This window comes from Dechloromonas sp. A34 (assembly GCF_026261605.1).
Taxonomy (GTDB): domain Bacteria; phylum Pseudomonadota; class Gammaproteobacteria; order Burkholderiales; family Rhodocyclaceae; genus Azonexus.
In genome coordinates this window covers 4,317,234-4,338,545 of the sequence record NZ_CP102486.1, presented here as the reverse complement: position 1 = coordinate 4,338,545, position 21,312 = coordinate 4,317,234, and the positions used below count along the sequence as shown (strand labels likewise).

Here is a 21,312-nt window from a genome sequence, read left to right as displayed (position 1 = left end):
GGTCACGCATGCCAGGCTCTTCCCTTTACGCCGGATGGTTGAACCCATCCGGCGCTTGTTCATGAAGCACTGGGCCCATGCCTGGCGTGCCTTGCAGCATGCCAACTACCAACTGTACTTCGCCGCCCAGGCGGTCTCCATCCTGGGCAACTGGGTACAGCAGGTCGCGCTGGGCTGGCTGGTCTACCGGCTGACCGGTTCGGCGCTGCTGCTGGGCAGCGTCGCCTTCCTGTCGCAGATTCCGCAACTGGTCGTGGCGCCCCTGGCCGGCATCGTCATCGACAGCTCGAACATCCGACGTTTGATGCTGGTCGTCCAGTCCGCCATGCTGCTACAGGCGACCGCGCTCGCTGCGCTGACCTGGGCGGGCTGGATCGCGCCCTGGCAGATCCTGATTGCGGCGGCCGTCTTCGGCATTCTCAACAGTTTCGACGTACCGCTACGCCATGCCTACACCAGTCAGCTGGTGCGAGATCGGCAGGATCTGCCCAACGCCATCGCCCTCAACTCGCTGTTCTTCAATCTGGCCCGTTTCATCGGCCCACCCCTGGCCGGGACCCTCCTGGCGCTGACCTCAGAGGCGGCCTGCTTCGCCTTCAATGCCCTTTCCTTTCTGGCCATCATCGGCGTCCTGCTGCATCTGCGTACCTCCGCCCAACCCCACAGCACGGCTCCCTTCCGCGAGGCGATGCGGGAAGGCGTGGCCTTCGTTCGCCAGAGCTTTCCGGTGCGCCACATTCTCTGGCAGGTGGCGCTGCTCAACTTTCTCGCCGCCAACTACATACCGCTGATGCCGGCCTTCGCCCGTGACATCTTTCGCGGCGGGCCGGAAATCCTGGGCCTGCTGCTCGGCAGCGCCGGTGCCGGAGCCCTGCTGGCCTCGCTGATGCTGGCCAGTCGGCGCAGCGTGCGCGGCCTGACCGGCGCCATCGCCTTCGGCAACCTGCTGGCAGGCATTGCGCTGGTCGCCTTCGCGCTGACCGCCGACATCGGTCTGGCGGTCATCATGTTGTTCCTGCTCGGCTTCGGGCTGATCAACGGCAACGCGTCGAGCAACACGATCCTGCAAACCATCCTGCCGGAGCGGCTGCGCGGCCGGGTGCTGGCACTCTACAGCGCCGCCAATCTCGGGGCGGCGGCGCTTGGCGGCTTGCTCAGCGGGGCGCTGGCCGAAAGGCTCGGGGCTGGCGAAACCTTATTGTCGATGGGTGTCCTGCTGATCGCGGCGGCGCTCTTCTTTCTTATCCGGCTGGAGTTGTTCCGCATGCATCTGCGGCCGATCTACGCTCGGCTCGGCATCGTGCGGGCCGACGGGAAAACCAGGAAATCTCCATGAAAAAACTGACCGTACTGGACGACTATCAGGGCGTCGTTTCCCGGCTCGCTGCCCGGCGCATTCTCGATGGCTCGGGGATTGAGCTGGTGGTGCTGAGTGAGGGTATTAGCGACGAACAAGAGCTGATCGCGGCGCTGGCCGATACCGACTACCTGGTGCTGATCCGCGAGCGGACACGGATCACGGCGGCCGTGATCGCCGCCTTGCCGCGCCTCAAACTGGCCGTCCAGACCGGCCGCCTGAGCGGCGCCATCGACCTTGAGGCCTGTGCCCGTCACGGCGTCGCAGTGCGCGATGGCACCGGCAATCCGATTGCTCCGGCCGAACTGACCTGGGCGCTAATTCTTGCCGCCTCGCGCCGCATCGTGCCCTACGCCCGGCAACTGGAACAGGGATACTGGCAGCGCAGCGCACCGGCCCTTGCTGACGAACGTCTGGGGCGCGCACTCAGCGGCCGGACCCTGGGGGTCTGGGGCTTCGGCAAGATCGGCAAGCGGGTGGCCGTGGTCGGGCAAGCCCTCGGCATGAAGGTTGTCGTCCATGGCCGCGAGCAGTCGCGGGCGGCGGCCGCAGCCGATGGGTTGTCCTATGTCGCCGACCGCCTGGCCTTTCTTGGCCAGATCGATGTCCTGACCCTGCACCTGCGCTTGTGCGCGGACACCCGCCACCTGATCGGCGATGCCGAATTGGCGGCGATGCGACCCGATGCCTTGCTGGTCAACACCAGTCGTGCGGAATTGCTCGCGCCCGGCGCACTGCTCCAGGCGCTCGGTAACGGCTGCCCGGGGATGGCCGCGCTCGACGTCTTCGACGACGAGCCGGAAGGGGCAAAGGCGTATCTCGGCCACCCGAACATCCTGTGCACGCCGCATCTGGGTTTTGTCGAGCAGGATACCTACGAAGCCTATTTTGGCGAGGCCTTTGCTCACGTCCACAATTTCCTCTCCGACGCGACTTAGCAGGGGGCTTTGATGGGGCGCTAGCGCTGCATTGGTATTGTGATTTTCGCAATAATTTAACTGATTAATTCATTTCACGGATTACGTGGCTAGGCCAAGAATACGGCCTTGTCACCCACTTCGAGGTTTGTGAAATGTTGATCAGTATTCCCTGTACGTTGATGCGCGGCGGGACGTCGAAAGGCCCTTATTTCCACGCCCGGGATCTGCCGCCGGATGCAGCGGCACGCGATCAGCTGCTGCTGGCGGCCATGGGCTCGCCACACGTGCGGCAGATCGACGGTATCGGCGGCGGCGATACCCTGACCAGCAAGGTGGTCATCGTCAGTCCATCCGAACGCCCGGGCATCGATATCGACTACCTGTTCGCCCAGGTTTCGGTCGAGACGGCAACGGTCGATACCACGCCCAATTGCGGCAACATGCTGGCCGGTGTCGGACCGTTTGCAATTGAGAATGGCTTGGTTCGCGCTACCGATCCGGTGACCACGCTGCGCATCTTCAACGTCAACACGCAGAAGGTAGTTGAGGCTGTCATCCAGACGCCGGGCGGACAGGTGAGCTACGAGGGCAACGCCCGGATCGACGGCGTGCCCGGCAGCGGTGCCCCGATCCAGCTCAATTTCCGGGATGCCACCGGAGCCAAGACCGGCCGCCTGTTTCCCACCAGCAATCGCATTGACGTGATCGATGGTATCGAAGTTTCACTGATCGATTTCGCGACGCCACTGGTCTTCGTTCCCGCCGAGGCTCTGGGCAAGAGCGGCCATGAGAGCAAGGCCGAGCTTGACGCCGATCCGGTGTTGAAAGCCCGGCTCGAGAGCATCCGCCTGCAGATCGCCAAACAGGCCGGCCTCGGCGACGTCCGCGAAAAGGTGCTGCCCAAGATTGCCCTAGTGGCATCGCCGCGCAAGCAGGGGTGATTGCCTCCCGTTATTTCACGCCGTGGAGTTGTCATTCGGCCTATGCGGTGACCGGCGCGCTCTGCCTCTCCGCGGCGAGCGTAATTCCCGGCACCGTGGTTCATCGGCTGGCCCGCCACAACGCTGCCGAGCCCAATCTGGTAACCATCGAGCAGCCAGCGGGAACGCTCGATATTCGCTTGCAGATCGAGGGCGATCTGCAAGCAGCGGAGCCGAGGATCACTTCCGCCGGACTGATCCGGACCGCCCGCAAATTGTTCAAGGGCAACGTGCTGCTGCCGATCGAGGATTTGAGCGAGGCCTGAGCCAGGCATTGCTACAGATTGAGATATTGATGCGGTGTACGCATTAATAAGCGACAGATTTGCATTTCACGCAAGTTAACGCGTTGCATAAACTGTAATCAACGTTCGCTCTTCAAGCGGCGGACGCACAGGCTGCCGCATAAATGACGGCAAATAATGATCTACGGAGGAGTGTCAATGAATCAGCAATTCAAGGTAGGGATGCTTTCGGCGTTGATCGGCGGACTGTTGCTGCCGATCGTCTCGGGAGCCGCCGAGGGCGAGCACAAGCTCGAACTCAAAGCGCGCGGGGTCTACTGGAGCGACGAAAGCCTGGTCTATCCGACGAGCACCAACCGCAATCCGCGACCGAACGACTACGAGCAGTCTGCCCTCGGGCTGCAGCTCAATTACCAGTCGCCTTACTGGGGCGGTTTCATCGGGGCGGATGCATCGGTCTACGGAGTCATGAAGCTTGGCGACAGCGGCACGCCGACGACCAATCTTGTCGAGTTGGGCAATAACGGGAAACTCCACGATTCCTACGCGACCGTCGGCCAGGCGCTGCTCAAGCTCAAGTATCAGGATTTTGCGCAGCTCAAGCTGGGGCGTCAGTTCCAGAACAGTCTGATGTTGAAAAGTACGACGACCCGTGCCGTTCCGGATACCTATTCCGGCGCCAGCGGCTCGCTCACTCCGATGGCCGGGCTGACCGTCTACGGTGCCGTGTACGACAAATGGCGTTCGCGCAGTACAGGCGAGTTCGAAAAATTCAGAACCGAGGCGACAGCCGCCAGGGTGCCCAATGCGATCGACTATATCGGCATTTTCGGGGCCTCGTATAGCAACGGACCGCTTGCCGTAACCGCAGAGTATTTGAACTCAAAGAGCTATTTGTCCAAGTTCGGCCTGGTGGGTGCCTACACCATTCCGCTGGACAAGAATTCGCTCAAGCTGTCCAGCGGGATCTTCACCTCGCGTGATGCGGGGGCACTATTCGTATGCTCGGCCGAACGGGAGATGGATTGCGTCGGTACAGCGCGCATCCAGAACGATGGCATGGGGGTCTACCTTGATGCCGAATGGAAGGTAAGCAACTTTACCGTCGGTGCCGCAGTCGCCAAATTCGACGGATTCTGGGTCGAAGACAACTTTGCGGTGAGTGCAAACAGGGACGGAAGCTTGACCCAGGACCATGGCACAACGGTGTTTCCGACTTCCGCGGCGCTCGGCCCGGATCTGACCAACAACGGCGAAACTGTCGCTTCAGTACGCTTGGCCTATGACTGGAAGGATTACGTCAAAGGCCTGAAGACGGCCTTCAAATATTCGCGGGGCACCGGCGCCCGCAGCAGCAACCTGGTGAATGGCGCAGAGGGCTCGGAAAACTACCGGGAATTCGACGCCCAGTACGCCATGCCCTTCGTGAAGAACCTGAGCCTGCGTTACGTCTATTACAACTACGACTCCCACGTCGAAGGCGGTTCCACCGCAGCGACGATCAAGGGCATGCCCCGCCAGGACTGGGAGCAGCACCGCTTCTATATCGATTACGTCTACCAGTTCTAAGCTCGACTACGATGTCGCACGATCTCCTTTGCAATGCTTTGCTCCCCCACAAAGCGTTGTATTCCGCCTCCCCAAGCAATTGGGGAGGCATTTTTTTCTGTCGTCTTGCGCAGGTATATCGTGAGCCTTGATCTCGCCGATCTGAAATTGATAGCTGCAATCGCTGATTGCGGCAGCCTCAGCGGTGCTGCGCTACAGGTCCGCTTGGCAACATCTTCGGCCAGTGCTCGCCTGAGCAATCTGGAGTCGGTGCTGCAGGTGCAACTCTTCGATCGTCACGCGCGTGGGTTGTACCCGACAACTGCAGGCGCAAAGGTAATCCATCATGTCCGTCAGGTGCTTGCGCGATTGGGGCAGCTAGAAGTCGATCTCGCTCCCTTCGCCAACGGCGAATTCGACAGAGTGACCTTGATGGCCAATTCGAGTGCGATCAACAGCTTCCTGCCGGACACTCTTGCGAATCTCCGACATCATCATCCGAAGCTACAGCTTCGAATTGAAGAACGGCCCAGCCGGGAAATTGCGTGCTCGCTGCTTTCCGGTGAGGCGGATATTGGCGTTGCCGCGCTGGGTGCTGTGCCAGTCGGCATTGAGGCGATTCGCTTCCGGAGCGAGCGCTTGGTCCTGATCGTGCCGTCGGAGCACCCACAGGCAGGTGCCAAGAATGGTGCCTTTGCCGATCTGGTTGCCGGCCAGGCATTTGTCTGCCTGCAGGCAGGCAGCGACCTTCATCGATTCATGACCAACGTTGCGGCCGCCAGTGGCGTGCGACTGGATGTTCGCGTTCAGATGCAGAGTCATCATGCAGTGTGCCGCATGGTTGCTGCAGGCATGGGGATCGGTGTCGTCCCGCTCGGCGTCGCTCAAATAGAAACGGAGGGCGGCGAGGCGCCGTTGGTGGCTATTCCCCTAGAAGAACCGTGGGCCGAGCGCACTCTCTATCTATGTACGCGGCAGGGACAACCCAAGGCTGGATCGGTTGCTGCCATCGTTGAACACCTGAGGCAATGGGCTCACTTCTGAATCTTTCCTGTGCGCTGAATCATCCCCAGCGCCTTGCGCTGGCCAGCGAGATCCACGCCAGACCGTTCATGGTTTTCGAGGCACCGGCACTGATCTCGCATCTGGCCATTTTCAGCGAAGACGGCGAACAGTCTCACGATCGCCTGTTGCAATCGCTGTGCGCGCGCTTTGGTGTCGCGGCCCCGGGGCAAGGCGCGCAGCATTTCGCCCACGATTTCGGGCATTTCCGTCTTAAATGGGAGCGCCACACCGAATTCTCGACTTTCAGTTTCGTCGAGCCGGGAGAGGGTAGTCCAGACTTCGCACGTACTGCCATGCGCCATGTGCCGAGCGATTGGCTCGAGTCGTTACGCGCTTCGGTGATCGTTGCATCGCACATCATTGCCGAATGCGGCAATCCGCTAAGCATCACCGATAAGCGCCTCAAAGGTTTGTTCCCCGTGCCGCCATTGGTTGGAAGCCAATTATTGTCGGACGGCGAGATTTGGACGGATTTCCAGGTCGGGCCGCACGGCTTCTCGAAATATCTGGTCCGCGATATCAATTTGCGGGAGTCGCAGATGGGGCGACTGGTCCAACGCATCTGCGAAATCGAGACATATCTCATGATGGCACTGCTTGCCCTGCCGCTGGCACGCGAAGCCAGCACCCTGCTGAGCAGCATCGAGGAAGACTTGATACAGCTGGGCAACCTGATGAGTACGCAGGGCATCGAGGAGCACGCAGAAGAACAGTTGAAAGAGATTTCCCGGCTCGATGCACTGGTTCGCGCCATGTCGTTTCGGACGGGATATCGCTTCAGTGCTGCACAGGCCTATTACCGGATTGTAGGTGCGCGCATCGGCGAGTTGCGCGAACGGCGTATCGAAGGTGTGCCGACAATCGGCGAATTCATGGAGCGTCGGCTTGCGCCTGCGATGGATACCTGCATGTCCGTTGCTGTTCGGCAGGAGGCTCTGGCTGAAAAGATCAGCCGGTCCGACGACATGCTACGTACCCGAGTCAATCTGGCGCAGGAGCGACAGAGCCAGAGTGTGCTGAGGAGCCTGAGTCACAGTGCCAGCCTTCAACTTCGCTTGCAGCAGGCGGTCGAAGGCCTCTCGGTGGTGGCCATTTCATACTACGCAGTCGGCCTGATTGGCTATACGCTGAAGGCACTCAAAGGCTGGGCGCTGGACATACCTGTCGACCAAGCTCTCGGACTAATCTTGCCGCTGGTTTGCCTGGTGGTCTGGATTGCCACTCGGCGCTTGCATAACCGTTTGCACACAAAAAGCGCTTGCTCTGTTGCCAAGTGAAATTTGAGTAGTCGTCATTTGAAGATTAAGTGGCTGCAATGGGAACGCAAAAAGCCTATTCGCTTGCATGTGTCATCATGCAGTTTTGGGCGCGTAGTGAATGTAGAGTGAGTGACCGTCATTAAGCTCATAGTTGATTAAGGGAATTTTTGGGAGACTCCAATGGATATGCCTTCGCACCAACTCACCATGACCGTCTTGATGACGCCAGACATGGCCAATTTTTCCGGCAATGTCCACGGTGGCGCACTCCTCAAACTGCTTGACCAAGTAGCCTATGCCTGTGCAAGCCGCTACGCAGGAACCTACGTGGTGACTCTTAGTGTTGATCAGGTAATGTTCCTACAGCCTATTCATGTGGGCGAACTAGTCAGTTTTCTTGCTTCCATTAATTACACCGGCACGTCATCAATGGAAGTAGGGATCAAAGTCGTTGCTGAAAATATCCGTTCGCAAGAGGTTCGACACGTCAACAGTTGCTTCTTCACCATGGTTGCTGTGGATGATCAAAGCAATTCGGTCCGTGTCCCGGCATTAAGGCCATTTTCACCCGACGAAAAGAGGCGGTTTGAGGCTGCCAGGATTCGCAAAGAACTACGGCGCGAACTCGCACAGCGATTCGATACTGCAAGACATCCAGAAAAGCACTAACTGACTAGAACTTGCCTCAGTCTACGCTTTCAAAAACAACGAAGTTCCGCATCGCCTGAATTGCGGGATCAGTCAGACTAGAGGGCTCGCGGGGAGGAAAAAATGGAAGCCACATGGTGGGGAACAACTGGCAGCTACCCGGCCCATTGCTGACCGACACGGATGCAGGGCTGGGCGGCCGCAATGGCCGAGAAGCTCTCGGTCGGATCCTGCGCTGTACGACTGCTCAACTCTGAAACCTGCCACAGGGCCGCCGAGATGCTGAATGTCTCTTGAGGGCACAACAGAGTCATTAGCTGGCGGAGTTTTCGTCGCTATGCGCCTAATGACCAAAAACGGCGAAACCCGCTCGGGTTTCGCCGTGCCGGGTGTCCGGCTTAGAACCAGTACTGGTAGCCCAGGGCCAGGCCGAAGGCGTCGTCGCCCGGGTTGATCGTGTAGTTGCCGGCCGAGCTCGTTCCCATCGGCACCAGCGCCGAGCCGGCGCTATTCTTGTGGCCGGACAGGATGCCATAGACCCGCGACTGGGCACCGATGGTTTCCACCCAGCCAATGGTCGCGACGCTGCCCTTGTTGCTCGGCGAGGCATCCTGCGTGCGGCCTTCGGCGTAGGCGAGCAGCAACTGGCCGGTGGCGGTCGCCGCCGTTTGGCTGCCGATCATCCATTCGCGTCGGGTCGTGCTGCCGCCGCTGTCGGGGTTGTTCTCGACATGGCCGAAGCCGGCCATCAGCTTGGTTGCCTTCAACTGGTAGCTGGCGCCGACGAAACCCTGCCTGACGACGGCGGTCGACACGCTGACATGATCGTCGTTCTGGTAGGCGACGCCCAGGCCGAACGGCCCGTTTTCGTAATTGACGGCGAGGGCGGCGGCATCGTGGGTCTTGCCGGTTTCGCCACCGAACGCCACCATCAGATTGGCGCTCAGGCCGGCGTATTTCGGCGTCGCATAGACGAGGGAGCTGTCGAAGCGGGTGCTGCCGGTACTGACGTTGCCGTCGGTGGTCGGCGAGCCGTAGCCCTGCTCGAACGGGTCGAAGCTGATCACGCTGTTGTAGAGCGGCGAATACTGGCGGCCGGCCGTCAGGCGACCCCAGGCGCCCTCCAGGCCGGCGTAGGCCTGGCGCCCGAAGAAGCGGCCGCCTTGGGCCAGCGTGCCCTTGTTGGCGAAGATGCCGCTTTCCAGTTGGAAAACGGCGCGCAGGCCGTCGTTGATGTCGGCGCCGCCCTTAACGCCCAGACGGCTGCCGTTGAGGCCGCCGGATTCCAGGGCCAGGCGCTTGCCCTGGCCGCCACCGCGGTTGTATTCGGCAAACAGGTCGAGCTTGCCGTAGAGGGTGACGTTGGCATTGGCGCCGAGCGAACCGGCCGACAGCACCGGCGCCGTCGAGGCCGGGCGGGGGGCTTCTTTCTGCTGGGTTTCCAGTTGTGCGAGGCGATCCTGCATTTTTTGCATGGCCTGCTTCAGGTCGTCGATTTCGCCGGCATGGGAGAGTCCCGGTGCGAGGGCGGCGATGACGGTGGCGGCGGCCATGGCGATGAGCTTTTTATTCACGATTTTTCCGTTTTTGAAGATGAGCTGACCCGTTGCCGCGCTTTCGCTGCGGCAATCAGGGGGGCAAAGGGGGGGGGCACGGGCCGGCGGCTGGGCCGGCCCGTGGCGGTGCTCTATCCGGTCAGGATGAGCGGGCGGTGCGGGGCGTTCAGTATTCCCAGAAGATGCGCTGGAGATCCTTGCTGTCCTGCGTCTTGGTCATCGCCACCGCGGCCAGGATGCGGGCCTTCTGCGGGTTCAGATCATGGGCGACGACCCAGTCGTACTGGTCGTCGGGTTGCTCGGCATTGCGCAGTACGAAGCCGCCGGCATTGACGTGCGAGGAACGGATGATCTGCACGCCCTTGCCGCGCAGATCGCGCAGCGCCGGCACGACGCGGTTGCTCACCGAACCGTTGCCGGTACCGGCGTGGATGATGGCCTTGGCGCCCTTGTCGGCCAGCGCCCGGTAGGCGGTATCGCCGACGTTGCCGTAACCGTAGGCGATCTCGACCGGGGCCAGGGCCTCGATCTTCTCGATGTCGAATTCGGAATTCATCGTGTGGCGCTTGGCCGGCAGGCGGAACCAGTAGTTCTTGCCCTCGACCACCATGCCCAGCGCGCCCCACGGGCTCTTGAAGGCTTCGGTCTTGATATTGACCATCTTGGAGACGTCACGGCCGCTGTTCAGTTCGTCGTTCATCGTCACCAGCACGCCCTTGCCGCGCGCATCGGTGCTCGCCGCGACGCTGACTGCGTTCGACAGGTTGAGCATGCCGTCGGCCGACATCGCGGTGCCCGGACGCATCGACCCGACGACCACGATCGGCTTGTCGGTATGGACGACCAGGTTCAGGAAATAGGCGGTTTCTTCCAGCGTGTCGGTGCCGTGGGTGACGACGATGCCATCGACGTCGCCCTGTTTGGCGAGTGCGGCGACGCGCTTGCCGAGGGTGACGAGGTGTTCGTTGGTGAAGCCCTCGGAGGCGATCTGGAAGACCTGTTCGCCGCGCACCTGGGCGACATCGGCGAGCGTCGGGATGCCGGCGATCAGCTTGTCGACCGGCACCTTGGCGGCCTGGTAGGTGGCGCTCTTGGCGACATCGGCGCCGGCCCCGGCGATGGTGCCGCCGGTGGCCAGGATGACGACGTTGGGTTTGGCGGCGAAGGCCGGCACGGTGGCCAGGAAGCCGGCGAGCACCAGCAGGCAGCGGGAAATTAAGCGGTTCATTGAGTCTCCTTGTCTGTTTTCTGAAAAAACCGGAAATCGGTTTCTCTATGGTTAATCAGCACATGCCATGCCAGATGTGTCGGCGATGCTTGTTGTTTTTATGTGATTGATTTATTTGGAAATGAATTTCAGCGGCCGTGCGGTATTGACGGAATATCGAGGCTGGCCCCCTGTCGGCTATCGGTTTTTCGATACTAGGAAACGTCGTCGGCCAGCCCGTATTTGCGGATCTTGTCGTGCAGCGTCGTCTTGGCGACGGCCAGGGCGTCGGCGGTGCGGGTCAGGCTACCGTAGCGGCGCAGGGCGTCGGCGATCAGCGCCCGTTCGAAAGCTTCGACGGTCTCGGCGAGCGGCGTCGGGCCCTCGGACTGCGGCTGGCCGAAGGGCGGCGATCCGCTTTCGATGCCCAGTACGCAGCGGTCGGCGACGTTCCTGAGCTCGCGGACGTTGCCCGGCCAGGCGTAGCCGACCAGTTGCCGGACGCGGCCGGCGCTGGTTTCCGGCACCGGCCGCTGGTGGCGGGCGGCGGCCTGGAGCAGGAAGTGCTCGAAGAGCAGCGGGATGTCTTCGCGCCGTTCGCGCAGCGGCGGCAGGTTCAGTGTCGCGACGCCCAGACGGTAGTAGAGGTCGTTGCGAAAGCCGCCGCGTGCCGCGAGGTCGAGCAGGTCTTCCTTGGTCGCGGCGATCACCCGGCAGTCGATGCTGACCTGGGTGTTGGAGCCCAGGCGTTCCAGCGTCCGTTCCTGCAGGACGCGCAGCAGCTTGATCTGCATGGTCATCGGCATGCTCTCGATTTCGTCGAGAAACAGGGTGCCGCCGCTGGCATGCTCGATCTTGCCGATGCGCCGTTTCTGGGCGCCGGTGAAGGCGCCCGGCTCGTGGCCGAAGAGCTCGCTGTCGAGTAGGCTTTCGGCCATGCCGCCGCAGTTGATGGCGACGAAATTGCCGTCCCGGCGCATGCTGAGGTCGTGCAGGCAGCGCGCAACCAGTTCCTTGCCGGTGCCGGTCTCGCCATGGATCAGCACGTCGGCGGCACTGCCGGCGAGGCCGGTCAGACGGTCGCGCAGCTTCTGCATGCCGGGGCCGCGGCCGATCAGCTTGCTTTCGAGCTGGTCGCGCTGTTCGAGCTGGCGGCGCAGGTCGCGCACTTCAAGCACCAGGCGGCGTTTCTCCAGCGCCCGGCGCACCACCTCGACCAGGTATTCCGGGGCGAAAGGCTTCTGGATGAAGTCGTAAGCGCCGTCCTTCATCGCCTGCACCGCCATCGTCACGTCGCCGTGGCCGGTGATCAGCACCACCGGCAATTCCGGATCGAGGGCCAGGGTTTCGCGCAGGAAGGCCATGCCATCCATCTTGGGCAGCCGGATGTCGCTGACCACGACGCCGCGGAAATCGCGGCCCAGGCGGCGGCGCGCCTGTTCGGCGCTGCCGGCACATTCGGTGGCGATGCCTTCGAGCTGCAGGGCCTGCTCGCAGCCCAGCGCTACGTCCGGGTCGTCCTCGATGATCAGTACTTTCAGCGCTTCAGTCATGGGGGTCGGCCTCGTCGAGCAAAGGGATGTCCAGCGTGAAGACGGCGCCGCCGTCCGGATGATTGGCCCCGGAGAGCGTGCCACCGAAGTCGCGGACGATGCCGGCCGAGATGGTCAGGCCGAGACCCAGTCCGACGCCGGCCGCCTTGGTCGTGAAAAAGGGTTCGAAGAGGTGGGCCAGCGCTGCCTCGTCCAGCCCCGGCCCGTGGTCGCGCACGCTGAGCCGGGCTTGCCGGTCGACGCATTCGCAGGCCACTTCGATGCGCGGCGCGGGCTGGCCATCCATGGCGTCGAGCGCGTTGCCGATCAGGTTGACCAGCACCTGCTCCAGGCGGTTGGTGTCGCACAGCGCCACCGGTTCGGGCGGTGGGCAATTGCAGATGATCTCGGCATTGGCCTGGTGCAGCCGGGGTTCGAGCAGGGCCAGGGCGTTGTCGAGCGCCTTGCCCAAGGCCACCGGCTGCAACTGGCCGCTCGACTTGCGGGCGAAGGTGCGCAGCTGACCGGTGATCAGTCCCATTCGGTCGACCAGCTGGGCGATGCGTTCGAGGTTGGTGCGGGTGGTGGCGACATCGCCGCGTTCGAGAAAGCGCACGCCGTTGCCGGACAGGGTGCGCAGGGCGGCCAGCGGCTGGTTGAGTTCGTGGGCGATGCCGGTGGAGAGCTGGCCGATCACCGCCAGCTTGCCGGCCTGGACCAGTTCGTCCTGGGCGGCGCGCAGCGTCCGTTCGGCGCGGATGCGCTCGGCGACCTCGTCCTGCAGCAGCTGGTTGGCGGCCGAGAGGTCGGCGGTGCGCTCGTCGACCTTGCGCTCCAGTTCGTCGTGCGCCTTCTGCAACGCCTCGCGGGCGGCCAGGCGGTCTTTCAGGCGGCGGCGGCGCTCGTCGAGCATCAGGCCGAGCATGAAGAGGAAGGCGGCGCCGACCACGGCGACCATGGCCCGGCTGCGGGCGATTTCGTCGACCTGTTCGAGATGCGAGAGCACGGTCAGCGTCCATGGCGTGCCGGCCAGCGGCCGGGATTGCGCCAGGAAGCGGCCGGCCACCGGATAGACCGAGACCATTTCCGGGCCGGTCTTGGCGATGCTGACCAGGCGGGCGCCGTGGTCGAGTTCGGCGATCTCCTTGAGGCCGAGCGGTTTCAAGGCTCGGCGGTTGTATTGCTGGGTCTGGTCGAAAGCGCTGCGCGTCGTTTCGTCGAGCGGGCGTAGCGTCGTGAATTTCCAGTCGGCGACCGAGCCGAGGATGATCACGCCATTCTCGTCGCTGACCATGGCCGGCGCTTCGACCGTGCTCCACGATTTTTCCAGCTGTTCGAGGCTGACCTTGATGACGGCGACACCGAGGGTGCGGCTGGCGTCGGCCAGGGTCGAAGCGAGGTAGTAGCCGGGTTCGCCGCGCGTCGTGCCGATGCCGAAGAAACGCCCGGTGCCGCTGTTGATCGCTTCGCGGAAATAGGGGCGGAACGACAGGTCTTCGCCGATGAAGCTGTCGGCACGCCGCCAGTTGCTGGCGGCGACGACCTGCCCGCCGGCGTCGATGACGTAGATGGCCAGCGTGCCGGCCCGCTCGTTGAGTTGCTCGAGGTAGGCATTGACCTGGGGTGCCAGCTTGCTGCGCTCGCCGCGGTCGAGCAGTTCGAGCACGTCGCGTTCGAGGCCGAGGGTGCCGGGCAGGAAGGCGTACTTGCCGATCTCGCGGTCGAGGCTGGCGGTGTACAGGTCGAGCCGGTGCAGGCCGGTCGCCTGCAGGTCGGTGATGCCGAGTTGCTGGGCGATGCGGTGCGCGCCGAAGCCGGTCAGGCCCATCAGGGCGAGGAGCAGCAGGAAAAGCGGCAGGTGGCGGCGGCTGGGCATGGCGGCGGACGGGATCGGGAAACCGATGGTAGCAGGGCGGGGGCGTCAGAGGAGATCGATGAGTTGCTTGACGATCAGGATGACGACGACGCCGAGAAAGGCCTGGCGGATGAAGCCGGCGCCGTGTTTGAGCGCGAGATGGGTGCCGAGGTAGGCCCCCGCCAGGTTGCACGCAGCCATGGTCAGGCCGATGGCCCACAGGATCGGGCCATGGCTGGCGAAGAAGGCGATGGCCGAGAAGTTGGTGGCCAGGTTGATGACCTTGGCGCTGGCCGAGGCGCGCACGAAATCCATGCCGAAGACGCGGACGAAGCCGAAGATCAGGAAGCTGCCGGTGCCCGGGCCAAAGAAGCCGTCGTAGAGGCCGATCACCAGGCCGAACAGTGCGCCGCGCCAAAGGTCGCCGGGGCGCGGCTCATGCGTCTCTTCATGGCCGAGGTTCTTGCGCAGAAAGGTGTAGATGGCAACGGCCAGCATCATGACGACGACCAGTGGCCGCATTGCTTCGCGCGGCATCCAGGCGACCAGCGCAGCGCCGAGCCAGGCGCCGACCAGGGCGGCGGCGGTCGCGGGTAGCACCAGGCGCCAGGGAATGCGCACGGCGCGGGCGTAGCGCCACAGTGAGGCGGCGGTGCCGGCGATGCTCGATACCTTGTTGGTGCCGAACAGAGTCGGGATCGCGGTCTGCGGGAAGGTCGAGAGCAGGGCCGGAATCTGGATCAGGCCGCCGCCGCCGACCGCCGCGTCGACCATGCCGGCGAAGAAGGCGGCGGGAATCAGGATCAGCCAGTCGATAGTCATGTTCTGTAAAAAAAATGGACCCGGCACCTTGGGCGCCGGGTCGTTGAAAAAGGTTCGGCCCGAGGGAGGCCGAACCCCAAAGGAGCGTTTTGCCAGGTTCAGGCGGCGCTGGCTGGCACCAGTTGGTCAGGCACCGGCAGCGTTTCGTCGATTTCAGCGAGCGCTTCGTCCACCGGCGTGATGCCATTTTCCCACTTGGCGACGACGGCGGTGGCGATGGCGTTACCCAGCACGTTGGTTGCCGTACGCCCCATGTCGAGGAAGTGGTCGATTCCGAGGATCAGCAGCAAGCCGGCTTCCGGCAGGCCGAACATCGGCAGCACGGCGGCAACGACAACCAGCGAGGAGCGCGGTACGCCGGCGACACCCTTGCTCGAGATCATCAGGACCAGCAGCATGGTGATCTGCGTCGTCAGGCTGAGATCGATGCCGTAGGCCTGGCCGATGAAGAGCGCGGCGAAGGCGCAGTAGAGCATGGAGCCATCGAGGTTGAACGAGTAGCCGAGCGGCAGCACGAAGCCGGTGATGCGGTCCTTGACGCCGAATTTCTCGAGCTGCTCCATGAGCTTGGGATAGGCCGATTCGCTGCTCGCCGTCGAGAAGCCGAGCAGCATCGGGCTGCGCACCAGTTTGAGCAGGCGGAAGACTTCCTTGCCGAGCACGAAGTAGCCGGCCGCGATCAGCACCAGCCACAAAACGGCCAGGGCGATGTAGAAGCTCGCCAGCAGCTTGCCGAAGACCACCAGCATGCCCAGCCCCTGGGTCGTGATGATGCCGGCGACGGCACCGAAGACGCCGATCGGGGCGAAGCGCATGACGTAGTCGGTGACCTTGAGCATGACATGCACCACTTCTTCCATGGTGCTCACCAGGCTACGCGCCGCCTGGTTGTGCAGGTGGCCCAGGGCCAGGCCGAAGAACACCGCGAAGACCAGGATCTGCAGGATTTCATTGGCCGCCATCGCCTCGAAGAAATTCTTCGGGAAGACGTGGGTGATGAAATCCTTGAGGTTCAGCGCGCTGGTTTTCAGGCCGACGGCGCTGCCCACTTCGGGCAACGGTACGCCCAGATTGGCGCCCGGTTGCAGCAGGTTGGCGAACAACAGGCCGAGCGACAGCGAGCACAGCGAAGCGACGACGAACCAGCCGAGGGCCTTGGCGCCGATGCGGCCGACGGTCTTCGAGTCGCCCATGCCGGCCAGGCCAGCAACCAAGGTGGCGAAGACCAGCGGCGCGATGATCATCTTGATCAGGCGCAGGAAGATGTCGGTCAGGATGCCGAAGTAGCCGGCAATCTCCTTGGCGGCGGCCGGGCCGCCGGCCATGGTGTTGCAGGCGTAACCGACGATGACGCCGAGGACCATGGCGATCATGATCAGGGTGGTTAACCGGTTCATTTTCATGATGGTTTCCTTGTTGTGTGCATTGAATGAAGGGCGCTGGCTCAGGCGGCGCGGGGCAGGATCATTTGCGGCTTGGTCAGCACTTCCGGACGCAATACGTCGGCCAGTTGCTCGGGGCTCATCAGTTTGCGTTCGAGCACGATCTCGGCGACGCCACGGCCGCTGAGATGGGCTTCGGCGGCAATTTCAGTAGCGTTGGCGTAGCCGAGATAGGGATTGAGTGCGGTGACGATGCCGATCGAGCGCTCGACGCTGGCGCGCAGCGCGTCGCGATTGGCGGTGATGCCGTCGACGCAGTAGTCGGCCAGGGTCTTGCAGCCCTTGCCCAGGTGCAGCACGCTCTTGAACAGGCTGTGGGCGATGATCGGCTCGAAGGCGTTGAGCTGCAGCTGACCGGCTTCGGCGGCGAAAGTCACGGTGGTGTCGTTGCCGATGACTTCGAAGGCGATCTGGTTGACCACCTCAGGGATTACCGGATTGACCTTGCCCGGCATGATCGATGAGCCGGCCTGACGCGGTGGCAGATTGATCTCGCCGAAGCCGGCGCGCGGGCCGGAGGAGAGCAGGCGCAGGTCGTTGCAGACCTTGGAGAGCTTGACCGCGACGCGCTTGAGGACGCCGGAGAGTTGCACGAAGCTGCCACAGTCCTGCGTCGCCTCGATCAGGTTGGGGGCGGTGAGGACCGGGATGCCACTGATCTCGACCAGCTTGCGGCAGACGATGGCGGCGTAGTCGGGATGGGCGTTGATACCGGTGCCGATGGCAGTGGCCCCGAGGTTCATTTCGCGGATCAGCAGCGCCGCTTCCTTGAGGCGCTCCTCGTCTTCGCCGAGCATCACGGCGTAGGTCGAGAACTCCTGGCCGAGGGTCATCGGCACGGCATCCTGCAACTGGGTGCGGCCCATCTTCAGCACGTCGGCGAACTCCTCGGCCTTGCGCTCGAAGGCGCGGCGCAGGTAGGCCATGGCGTCGACCAGGCGAAAGATGCCGACATAGGTAGCGAGCTTCAACGCCGTCGGATAGACGTCGTTGGTCGACTGGCTCATGTTGACGTGCTCGTTGGGGTGCAGGAACTGGTACTCGCCCCGGGCATGGCCGAGGATTTCCAGCGCCCGGTTGGCGATCACCTCGTTGGCGTTCATGTTGGTCGAGGTGCCGGCACCGCCCTGGATGACATCCACCACAAACTGGTCGTGCCACTGGCCGTCGATCAATTCCTTGCAGGCGGCGACGATGGCGTCGGCACGCTTGGCGTCGAGCAGGCCGAGCTGCTGGTTGGCCTGGGCCGCGGCCTTCTTGATCTGGGCCAGGGCGCGGATGAGGTCCGGGTAGACGGCGATCGAGATGCCGGTGATGTCGAAGTTTTCCAGCGCGCGCAGGGTATGGACGCCGTAGTAGGCGGCAGTCGGGACTTCGCGGTCGCCGAGCAGGTCGTGTTCGAGGCGGTAGGTGGTCGGTTGTTTCATGGTGTCTCCTGTGTTGTGGCCGGTTGGACATGGGGCGTCGTCCGGTCCTTTATTCAACGCACGTGCCGTGCCTGCACCGATGGTTTTGCGGAGCCTTGATTCTTAATGGTTTTTGGCCGGTGGCGCAGGGCTGCCCATCGGGTTTCCGAAGAAAGCGGGCTGACTGGCGTTCGGATTTCCGAACGCCGACAGCTACGGGCGGGGGATCTCTAGCGCTGCTCGGGCAGCCAGCCCAGGCGCCGGAACACCCATTCCGTCGCCCACAGGCTGAAATAGGTGGCGAACCACGCGAAGATGGTGTCGGACAGGAAATGCCCGCCCGGCACGATGCGGACCAGCGCGAACAGCCCGCCGCAGGCGAGGCTGGCCAACAGCCAGCGGCGGCGCACGGCGGGCGCGCCGAGCCAGCCGAAAGCCATGATGAAGGCGGCGGTGGCGACATGGCCGCTGACGAAGGAGCAGTTCTGCTCGCACTGGTCGGCCGGAATGAAGGCCGGGGTGAACTGCTTGCTGCCGCCGAACTGTTCGATATTGACCGGCCGCGTCCGTCCGGAATGTTCCTTGAGCGTTGCATCGACCAACAGGATGGGGCCGGCCAGTGCGGCGGCGAGCAGGAAACCGAAGGTGGTTTGTCTGGCCTTGAGCTTCGGGAAGCACTTGGCGAAGCCGAGCAGCCAAAGCAGCAACAGCGCCACCAGCAGGCCTTGCCCGAGGCGCGGTAGGCCGCGATAGGGGATGGCCAGCCAGAGGTCTTCGCGATTCAGCGCCCAGTGGCCTTCGCCGCGGTAGAACAGGCCGCTGACCGCGAGGTCGATCTGCGGGAAGGCGATGAACAGCCCGACCAGCAGGCCGAACGCAATCAGCGCGATGCGAAGTTCAGTAGCCCTTGAAGCCACGGAGCAGGTAAACATCCATGTCGCGGGTGGTGGTCGCGTCAAGCGGTGCCTTCAGCGTCGCCAACTTGTCGACCGCGGCAAAGTAGTTGATGAATTGCCCGGCCGGGTCCTGGGTGATCAGGATCGCATCCTTGCCGATCCAGGGCCGCAGGTCGGTGGTCAGCTTGTAGTGGTCGCTCGCCACGCCGCTCGGATTCCAGCTAGCGGCGGCCGGGCTCAGGTCGCGCAGTTCGTAGAGCATGTGGGCGAGCAGGGTGCGGTTGTCGGCGATCAGCACGGCGTCAGGGTGGGCCTGGATGATTGGTGTCAGCTGGCGACCCAGTTCGTCCCAGCCCATGGCGCGGGCAAAGGGGCTCTTCTTGGCAGGATTCTGGACGTGGGCTGCGGCCAGCAGGCTGGGCCAGTGATAGACGGCAGCGACCAGGGCGATATTGATCGCCAGCCCGATCACCAGCAGGCGTTGTTTCTCGCGCTGCACCAGCCAGGCAACGGCGGCGATGGCGGCCGGCGCGAAGGCGGGCGCCGCCCAGTTGGCGTTGGCGCTGCTCTTCATGGCCTGCGCCGAAACAACCGCCCACAGCGGCAAGGCGAACCAGAGCAGGAGCCGGGTCCGATCGTCGCGCCAGCTTTGCCGGACCTGGGCGAGCAGGATGAAGAACACGCTGCCCAGCACCGGACCGAAGGAAATCCATTGCGCCGCCCAGAATTCGCCGAGCGCCTTGAAGCCGCCGCCGGCCTTCTTGTTGAGCGTGATGTCGGCGGTGTGCTTCAGTGTCGGAAAATCGTGGGTGAAATTCCAGTAAATATTGGGCGCCAGGATCAGCAAGGCCAGGCCACCCGCCAGCCAGGGCTTGGCCGTGCCCAGGCGCGTCCGGTGGAAAGCCAGCAGGTGCAGGAAGGCGGCGCCCAGCCAGGCGGCCATCGTGTATTTGGAGAGCAGGCCGAGGCCGCAGACGGCACCGAGCAGCAGCCAGTCGGCCCAGGCGTCGCTGTCCAGCGCGCGCAGATAGGCCCACAGCGCCAGTGCCCAGAACAAGGTGAGCAGGGCATCGGTCGACACGAACAGGCCGAGCCAGGCGAACATCGGCAGGGTCAACACGGTGACCGCTGACCAGAAGGCGGTGCGCTCGTCGTAGAGGCGGCGGGCGATGGCCCAGCAGGCGGCGGCCGCAGCCGGATAGCAGAGCATGGCCAGGGCCTTGACGCCGAGCAGACCGTCGCCGAATAGCGCCGTGGACAGCCAGATCAGGGCGGCGACGCCGGGCGGCTTGGAGAAGTAACCCCAGTCGAGGTGTTGCGCCCAGGTCCAGTACTGCGCTTCGTCGATGTAGAGCGTGATGCCGAGTTGCGGTAGCACCCAGAAGCGCCAGGCGAGCAGGGCGGCGCTCAGGCCGAGCAGGACTTTGACACCGGCAGCGGTGCCCGGCGCTGCGCTCACGCCGACTTGTGCCAGCCTTCGTCAGCCGCCAGGGCGCGTTCCGGACGGGCGGAATAGGAACGGATGGTGCCGGATTCGAAGTAGATGCGGGCCATGATTTCGGCCAGTACCCCGGTGGTGATGAAGTGTACGCCGGCGATCAGGCCGCCGATGGCGACGATCAGCAGCGGCCGGCCACCGATGTTTTCGCCGAGGCCGAACTTGACCCAGGCCAGCCAGGTCATGACCAGGCCGGAGAGGGCGGTCAGGCCGAGGCCGATGCCGCCGAAGAAGTGGCCGGGGCGGGCGCGGAAGCGCATGAAGAAATAGACAGCGATGAGGTCGAGTATGACCCGGAAAGTGCGCGAGATGCCGTACTTGGAAACGCCGGCGGTGCGCGCGTGGTGCGTCGTCGGTTCCTGGGCGATGCGGCGCGGCGTGGTGACGGTAGCCAGCCAGGCCGGGATGAAACGATGCATTTCGCCGTACAGGCGCACGCTCTTGATGACGCTGCCGCGGAAGGCCTTGAGGCTGCAGCCGTAGTCGCGCAGCTTGACGCCGGTCAGCCGGGCGATCAGCTTGTTGGCGATCTTCGACGGAATCTTGCGCAGGAACAGGCCGTCCTGGCGGTTCTGGCGCCAGCCGGCGACCAGGTCGAGGTCTTCGTTCAAGAGCCGGGCGACCATGCGTGGGATATCGACCGGGTCGTTCTGCAAATCGCCGTCCATGGTCACGATGACGTCGCCGCGCGCCGCGTCGATGCCGGCCTGCATGGCGGCGGTCTGCTTGAAGTTGCGGGTCAGTTCGACGATGCGGACGTGCGGGCCGTATTCCCGGGCCGATTGCACGGCGCGATCGACCGTGGCATCGCTGCTGCCGTCATCGACCAGGACCAGTTCCCACGGGTGTTCGTAACCGACCAGCGCTTCATGGACGCGCTTGACCAGCGGCGCGATGTTTTCTTCCTCGTTGTAGAACGGAACGACGATGGAAAGGCTGTGCGGGGGGATGGAAATGGCGGCGGTCATGGGCGAGTCCGGCGGGAAAGCGCGCATTTTAACTTGAAAGTGCCGCGCCGATAGCGAAGCAGATGGCCTTCATCCGGTCGTGCAAAGGCGGGGGCGGAGGGCTTGTTG

General features: G+C 63.4%; 16 protein-coding genes and 1 pseudogene. 7 read left to right on the top strand and 10 right to left on the bottom strand.

What is annotated here, in order from left to right; all coding sequences use genetic code 11:
- Positions 1 to 61 precede the first annotated feature (61 nt).
- The 7 genes and pseudogenes from NQE15_RS21570 to NQE15_RS21535 all read left to right on the top strand — a co-directional run bounded on the left by NQE15_RS21570 (position 62) and on the right by NQE15_RS21535 (position 8,043).
- The gene (locus tag NQE15_RS21570) at positions 62 to 1,336 is read left to right on the top strand and encodes an MFS transporter (RefSeq protein ID WP_265944632.1); all 1,275 of its coding nucleotides are present in this window, start codon (positions 62 to 64) and stop codon (positions 1,334 to 1,336) included.
- Positions 1,333 to 2,295, top strand: coding sequence for a D-2-hydroxyacid dehydrogenase family protein (locus NQE15_RS21565; RefSeq protein ID WP_265944630.1), 963 nt, complete (start codon positions 1,333 to 1,335; stop codon positions 2,293 to 2,295). The genes NQE15_RS21570 and NQE15_RS21565 overlap by 4 nt, the downstream gene beginning before the upstream one ends.
- A gap of 134 nt (positions 2,296 to 2,429) precedes the next feature.
- Positions 2,430 to 3,523: pseudogene (locus tag NQE15_RS21560) on the top strand (4-oxalomesaconate tautomerase).
- A 177-nt stretch (positions 3,524 to 3,700) separates the two neighbouring features.
- Complete coding sequence (locus tag NQE15_RS21550) at positions 3,701 to 5,071, top strand: OprD family outer membrane porin (protein ID WP_265944624.1); 1,371 nt, start codon at positions 3,701 to 3,703, stop codon at positions 5,069 to 5,071.
- A 120-nt stretch (positions 5,072 to 5,191) separates the two neighbouring features.
- Positions 5,192 to 6,094 carry a LysR family transcriptional regulator gene (locus NQE15_RS21545; RefSeq protein ID WP_265944623.1) on the top strand — a complete coding sequence of 301 codons (903 nt, stop codon included), beginning with the start codon at positions 5,192 to 5,194 and terminating at the stop codon, positions 6,092 to 6,094.
- Positions 6,079 to 7,392, top strand: a complete 1,314-nt coding sequence (locus NQE15_RS21540) for a DUF3422 family protein (RefSeq protein WP_265944621.1) — start codon at positions 6,079 to 6,081, stop codon at positions 7,390 to 7,392. Before NQE15_RS21545 ends, NQE15_RS21540 begins: the two co-directional genes overlap by 16 nt.
- A 162-nt stretch (positions 7,393 to 7,554) precedes the next feature.
- Complete coding sequence (locus NQE15_RS21535) at positions 7,555 to 8,043, top strand: acyl-CoA thioesterase (protein WP_265944619.1); 489 nt, start codon at positions 7,555 to 7,557, stop codon at positions 8,041 to 8,043.
- Between the two features lie 377 nt (positions 8,044 to 8,420).
- Here NQE15_RS21535 and NQE15_RS21530 read toward each other — a convergent pair whose 3' ends face one another.
- The 10 genes from NQE15_RS21530 to NQE15_RS21485 form a co-directional block, all read right to left on the bottom strand.
- Entirely contained in the window at positions 8,421 to 9,596 is a 1,176-nt protein-coding gene (locus NQE15_RS21530; RefSeq protein WP_265944617.1) for a porin, read from the bottom strand.
- Positions 9,597 to 9,744: 148 nt separating this feature from the next.
- Positions 9,745 to 10,806 carry an asparaginase gene (locus tag NQE15_RS21525; protein WP_265944615.1) on the bottom strand — a complete coding sequence of 354 codons (1,062 nt, stop codon included), beginning with the start codon at positions 10,804 to 10,806 and terminating at the stop codon, positions 9,745 to 9,747.
- A 194-nt stretch (positions 10,807 to 11,000) separates the two neighbouring features.
- The gene (locus tag NQE15_RS21520; RefSeq protein ID WP_265944613.1) at positions 11,001 to 12,338 is read right to left on the bottom strand and encodes a sigma-54-dependent transcriptional regulator; all 1,338 of its coding nucleotides are present in this window, start codon (positions 12,336 to 12,338) and stop codon (positions 11,001 to 11,003) included.
- Positions 12,331 to 14,193, bottom strand: a complete 1,863-nt coding sequence (locus NQE15_RS21515; protein WP_265944612.1) for a sensor histidine kinase — start codon at positions 14,191 to 14,193, stop codon at positions 12,331 to 12,333. The genes NQE15_RS21520 and NQE15_RS21515 overlap by 8 nt, the downstream gene beginning before the upstream one ends.
- Before the next feature lie 45 nt (positions 14,194 to 14,238).
- The gene (locus tag NQE15_RS21510) at positions 14,239 to 14,994 is read right to left on the bottom strand and encodes a sulfite exporter TauE/SafE family protein (RefSeq protein ID WP_265944610.1); all 756 of its coding nucleotides are present in this window, start codon (positions 14,992 to 14,994) and stop codon (positions 14,239 to 14,241) included.
- Between the two features lie 98 nt (positions 14,995 to 15,092).
- Entirely contained in the window at positions 15,093 to 16,397 is a 1,305-nt protein-coding gene (locus NQE15_RS21505) for a dicarboxylate/amino acid:cation symporter (RefSeq protein WP_265944608.1), read from the bottom strand.
- A gap of 41 nt (positions 16,398 to 16,438) precedes the next feature.
- On the bottom strand, positions 16,439 to 17,863 hold the full coding sequence (gene aspA, locus NQE15_RS21500; RefSeq protein ID WP_265944606.1) for an aspartate ammonia-lyase: 1,425 nt from the start codon (positions 17,861 to 17,863) through the stop codon (positions 16,439 to 16,441).
- A gap of 209 nt (positions 17,864 to 18,072) precedes the next feature.
- Positions 18,073 to 18,774 (bottom strand): phosphatase PAP2 family protein, encoded by a 702-nt coding sequence (locus NQE15_RS21495; protein ID WP_265944604.1) that lies wholly within the window; start codon positions 18,772 to 18,774, stop codon positions 18,073 to 18,075.
- Positions 18,740 to 20,197, bottom strand: coding sequence for a glycosyltransferase family 39 protein (locus NQE15_RS21490; protein ID WP_265944601.1), 1,458 nt, complete (start codon positions 20,195 to 20,197; stop codon positions 18,740 to 18,742). Before NQE15_RS21490 ends, NQE15_RS21495 begins: the two co-directional genes overlap by 35 nt.
- Positions 20,194 to 21,204, bottom strand: coding sequence for a glycosyltransferase family 2 protein (locus NQE15_RS21485; protein ID WP_265944599.1), 1,011 nt, complete (start codon positions 21,202 to 21,204; stop codon positions 20,194 to 20,196). Before NQE15_RS21485 ends, NQE15_RS21490 begins: the two co-directional genes overlap by 4 nt.
- Positions 21,205 to 21,312 lie beyond the last annotated feature (108 nt).

What these genes read in the sequence shown, in the direction of transcription:
- NQE15_RS21550 (WP_265944624.1), top strand. Translation starts at nt 3,701, where the DNA reads ATGAATCAGCAATTCAAGGTAGGGATGCTTTCGGCGTTGATCGGCGGA.
- NQE15_RS21525 (WP_265944615.1), bottom strand. Translation starts at nt 10,806, where the DNA reads ATGAACCGCTTAATTTCCCGCTGCCTGCTGGTGCTCGCCGGCTTCCTG.
- NQE15_RS21540 (WP_265944621.1), top strand. Translation starts at nt 6,079, where the DNA reads ATGGGCTCACTTCTGAATCTTTCCTGTGCGCTGAATCATCCCCAGCGC.
- NQE15_RS21485 (WP_265944599.1), bottom strand. Translation starts at nt 21,204, where the DNA reads ATGACCGCCGCCATTTCCATCCCCCCGCACAGCCTTTCCATCGTCGTT.
- NQE15_RS21515 (WP_265944612.1), bottom strand. Translation starts at nt 14,193, where the DNA reads ATGCCCAGCCGCCGCCACCTGCCGCTTTTCCTGCTGCTCCTCGCCCTG.
- NQE15_RS21535 (WP_265944619.1), top strand. Translation starts at nt 7,555, where the DNA reads ATGGATATGCCTTCGCACCAACTCACCATGACCGTCTTGATGACGCCA.
- NQE15_RS21520 (WP_265944613.1), bottom strand. Translation starts at nt 12,338, where the DNA reads ATGACTGAAGCGCTGAAAGTACTGATCATCGAGGACGACCCGGACGTA.
- NQE15_RS21505 (WP_265944608.1), bottom strand. Translation starts at nt 16,397, where the DNA reads ATGAAAATGAACCGGTTAACCACCCTGATCATGATCGCCATGGTCCTC.
- NQE15_RS21495 (WP_265944604.1), bottom strand. Translation starts at nt 18,774, where the DNA reads ATGTTTACCTGCTCCGTGGCTTCAAGGGCTACTGAACTTCGCATCGCG.
- aspA (WP_265944606.1), bottom strand. Translation starts at nt 17,863, where the DNA reads ATGAAACAACCGACCACCTACCGCCTCGAACACGACCTGCTCGGCGAC.
- NQE15_RS21570 (WP_265944632.1), top strand. Translation starts at nt 62, where the DNA reads ATGAAGCACTGGGCCCATGCCTGGCGTGCCTTGCAGCATGCCAACTAC.
- NQE15_RS21565 (WP_265944630.1), top strand. Translation starts at nt 1,333, where the DNA reads ATGAAAAAACTGACCGTACTGGACGACTATCAGGGCGTCGTTTCCCGG.
- NQE15_RS21510 (WP_265944610.1), bottom strand. Translation starts at nt 14,994, where the DNA reads ATGACTATCGACTGGCTGATCCTGATTCCCGCCGCCTTCTTCGCCGGC.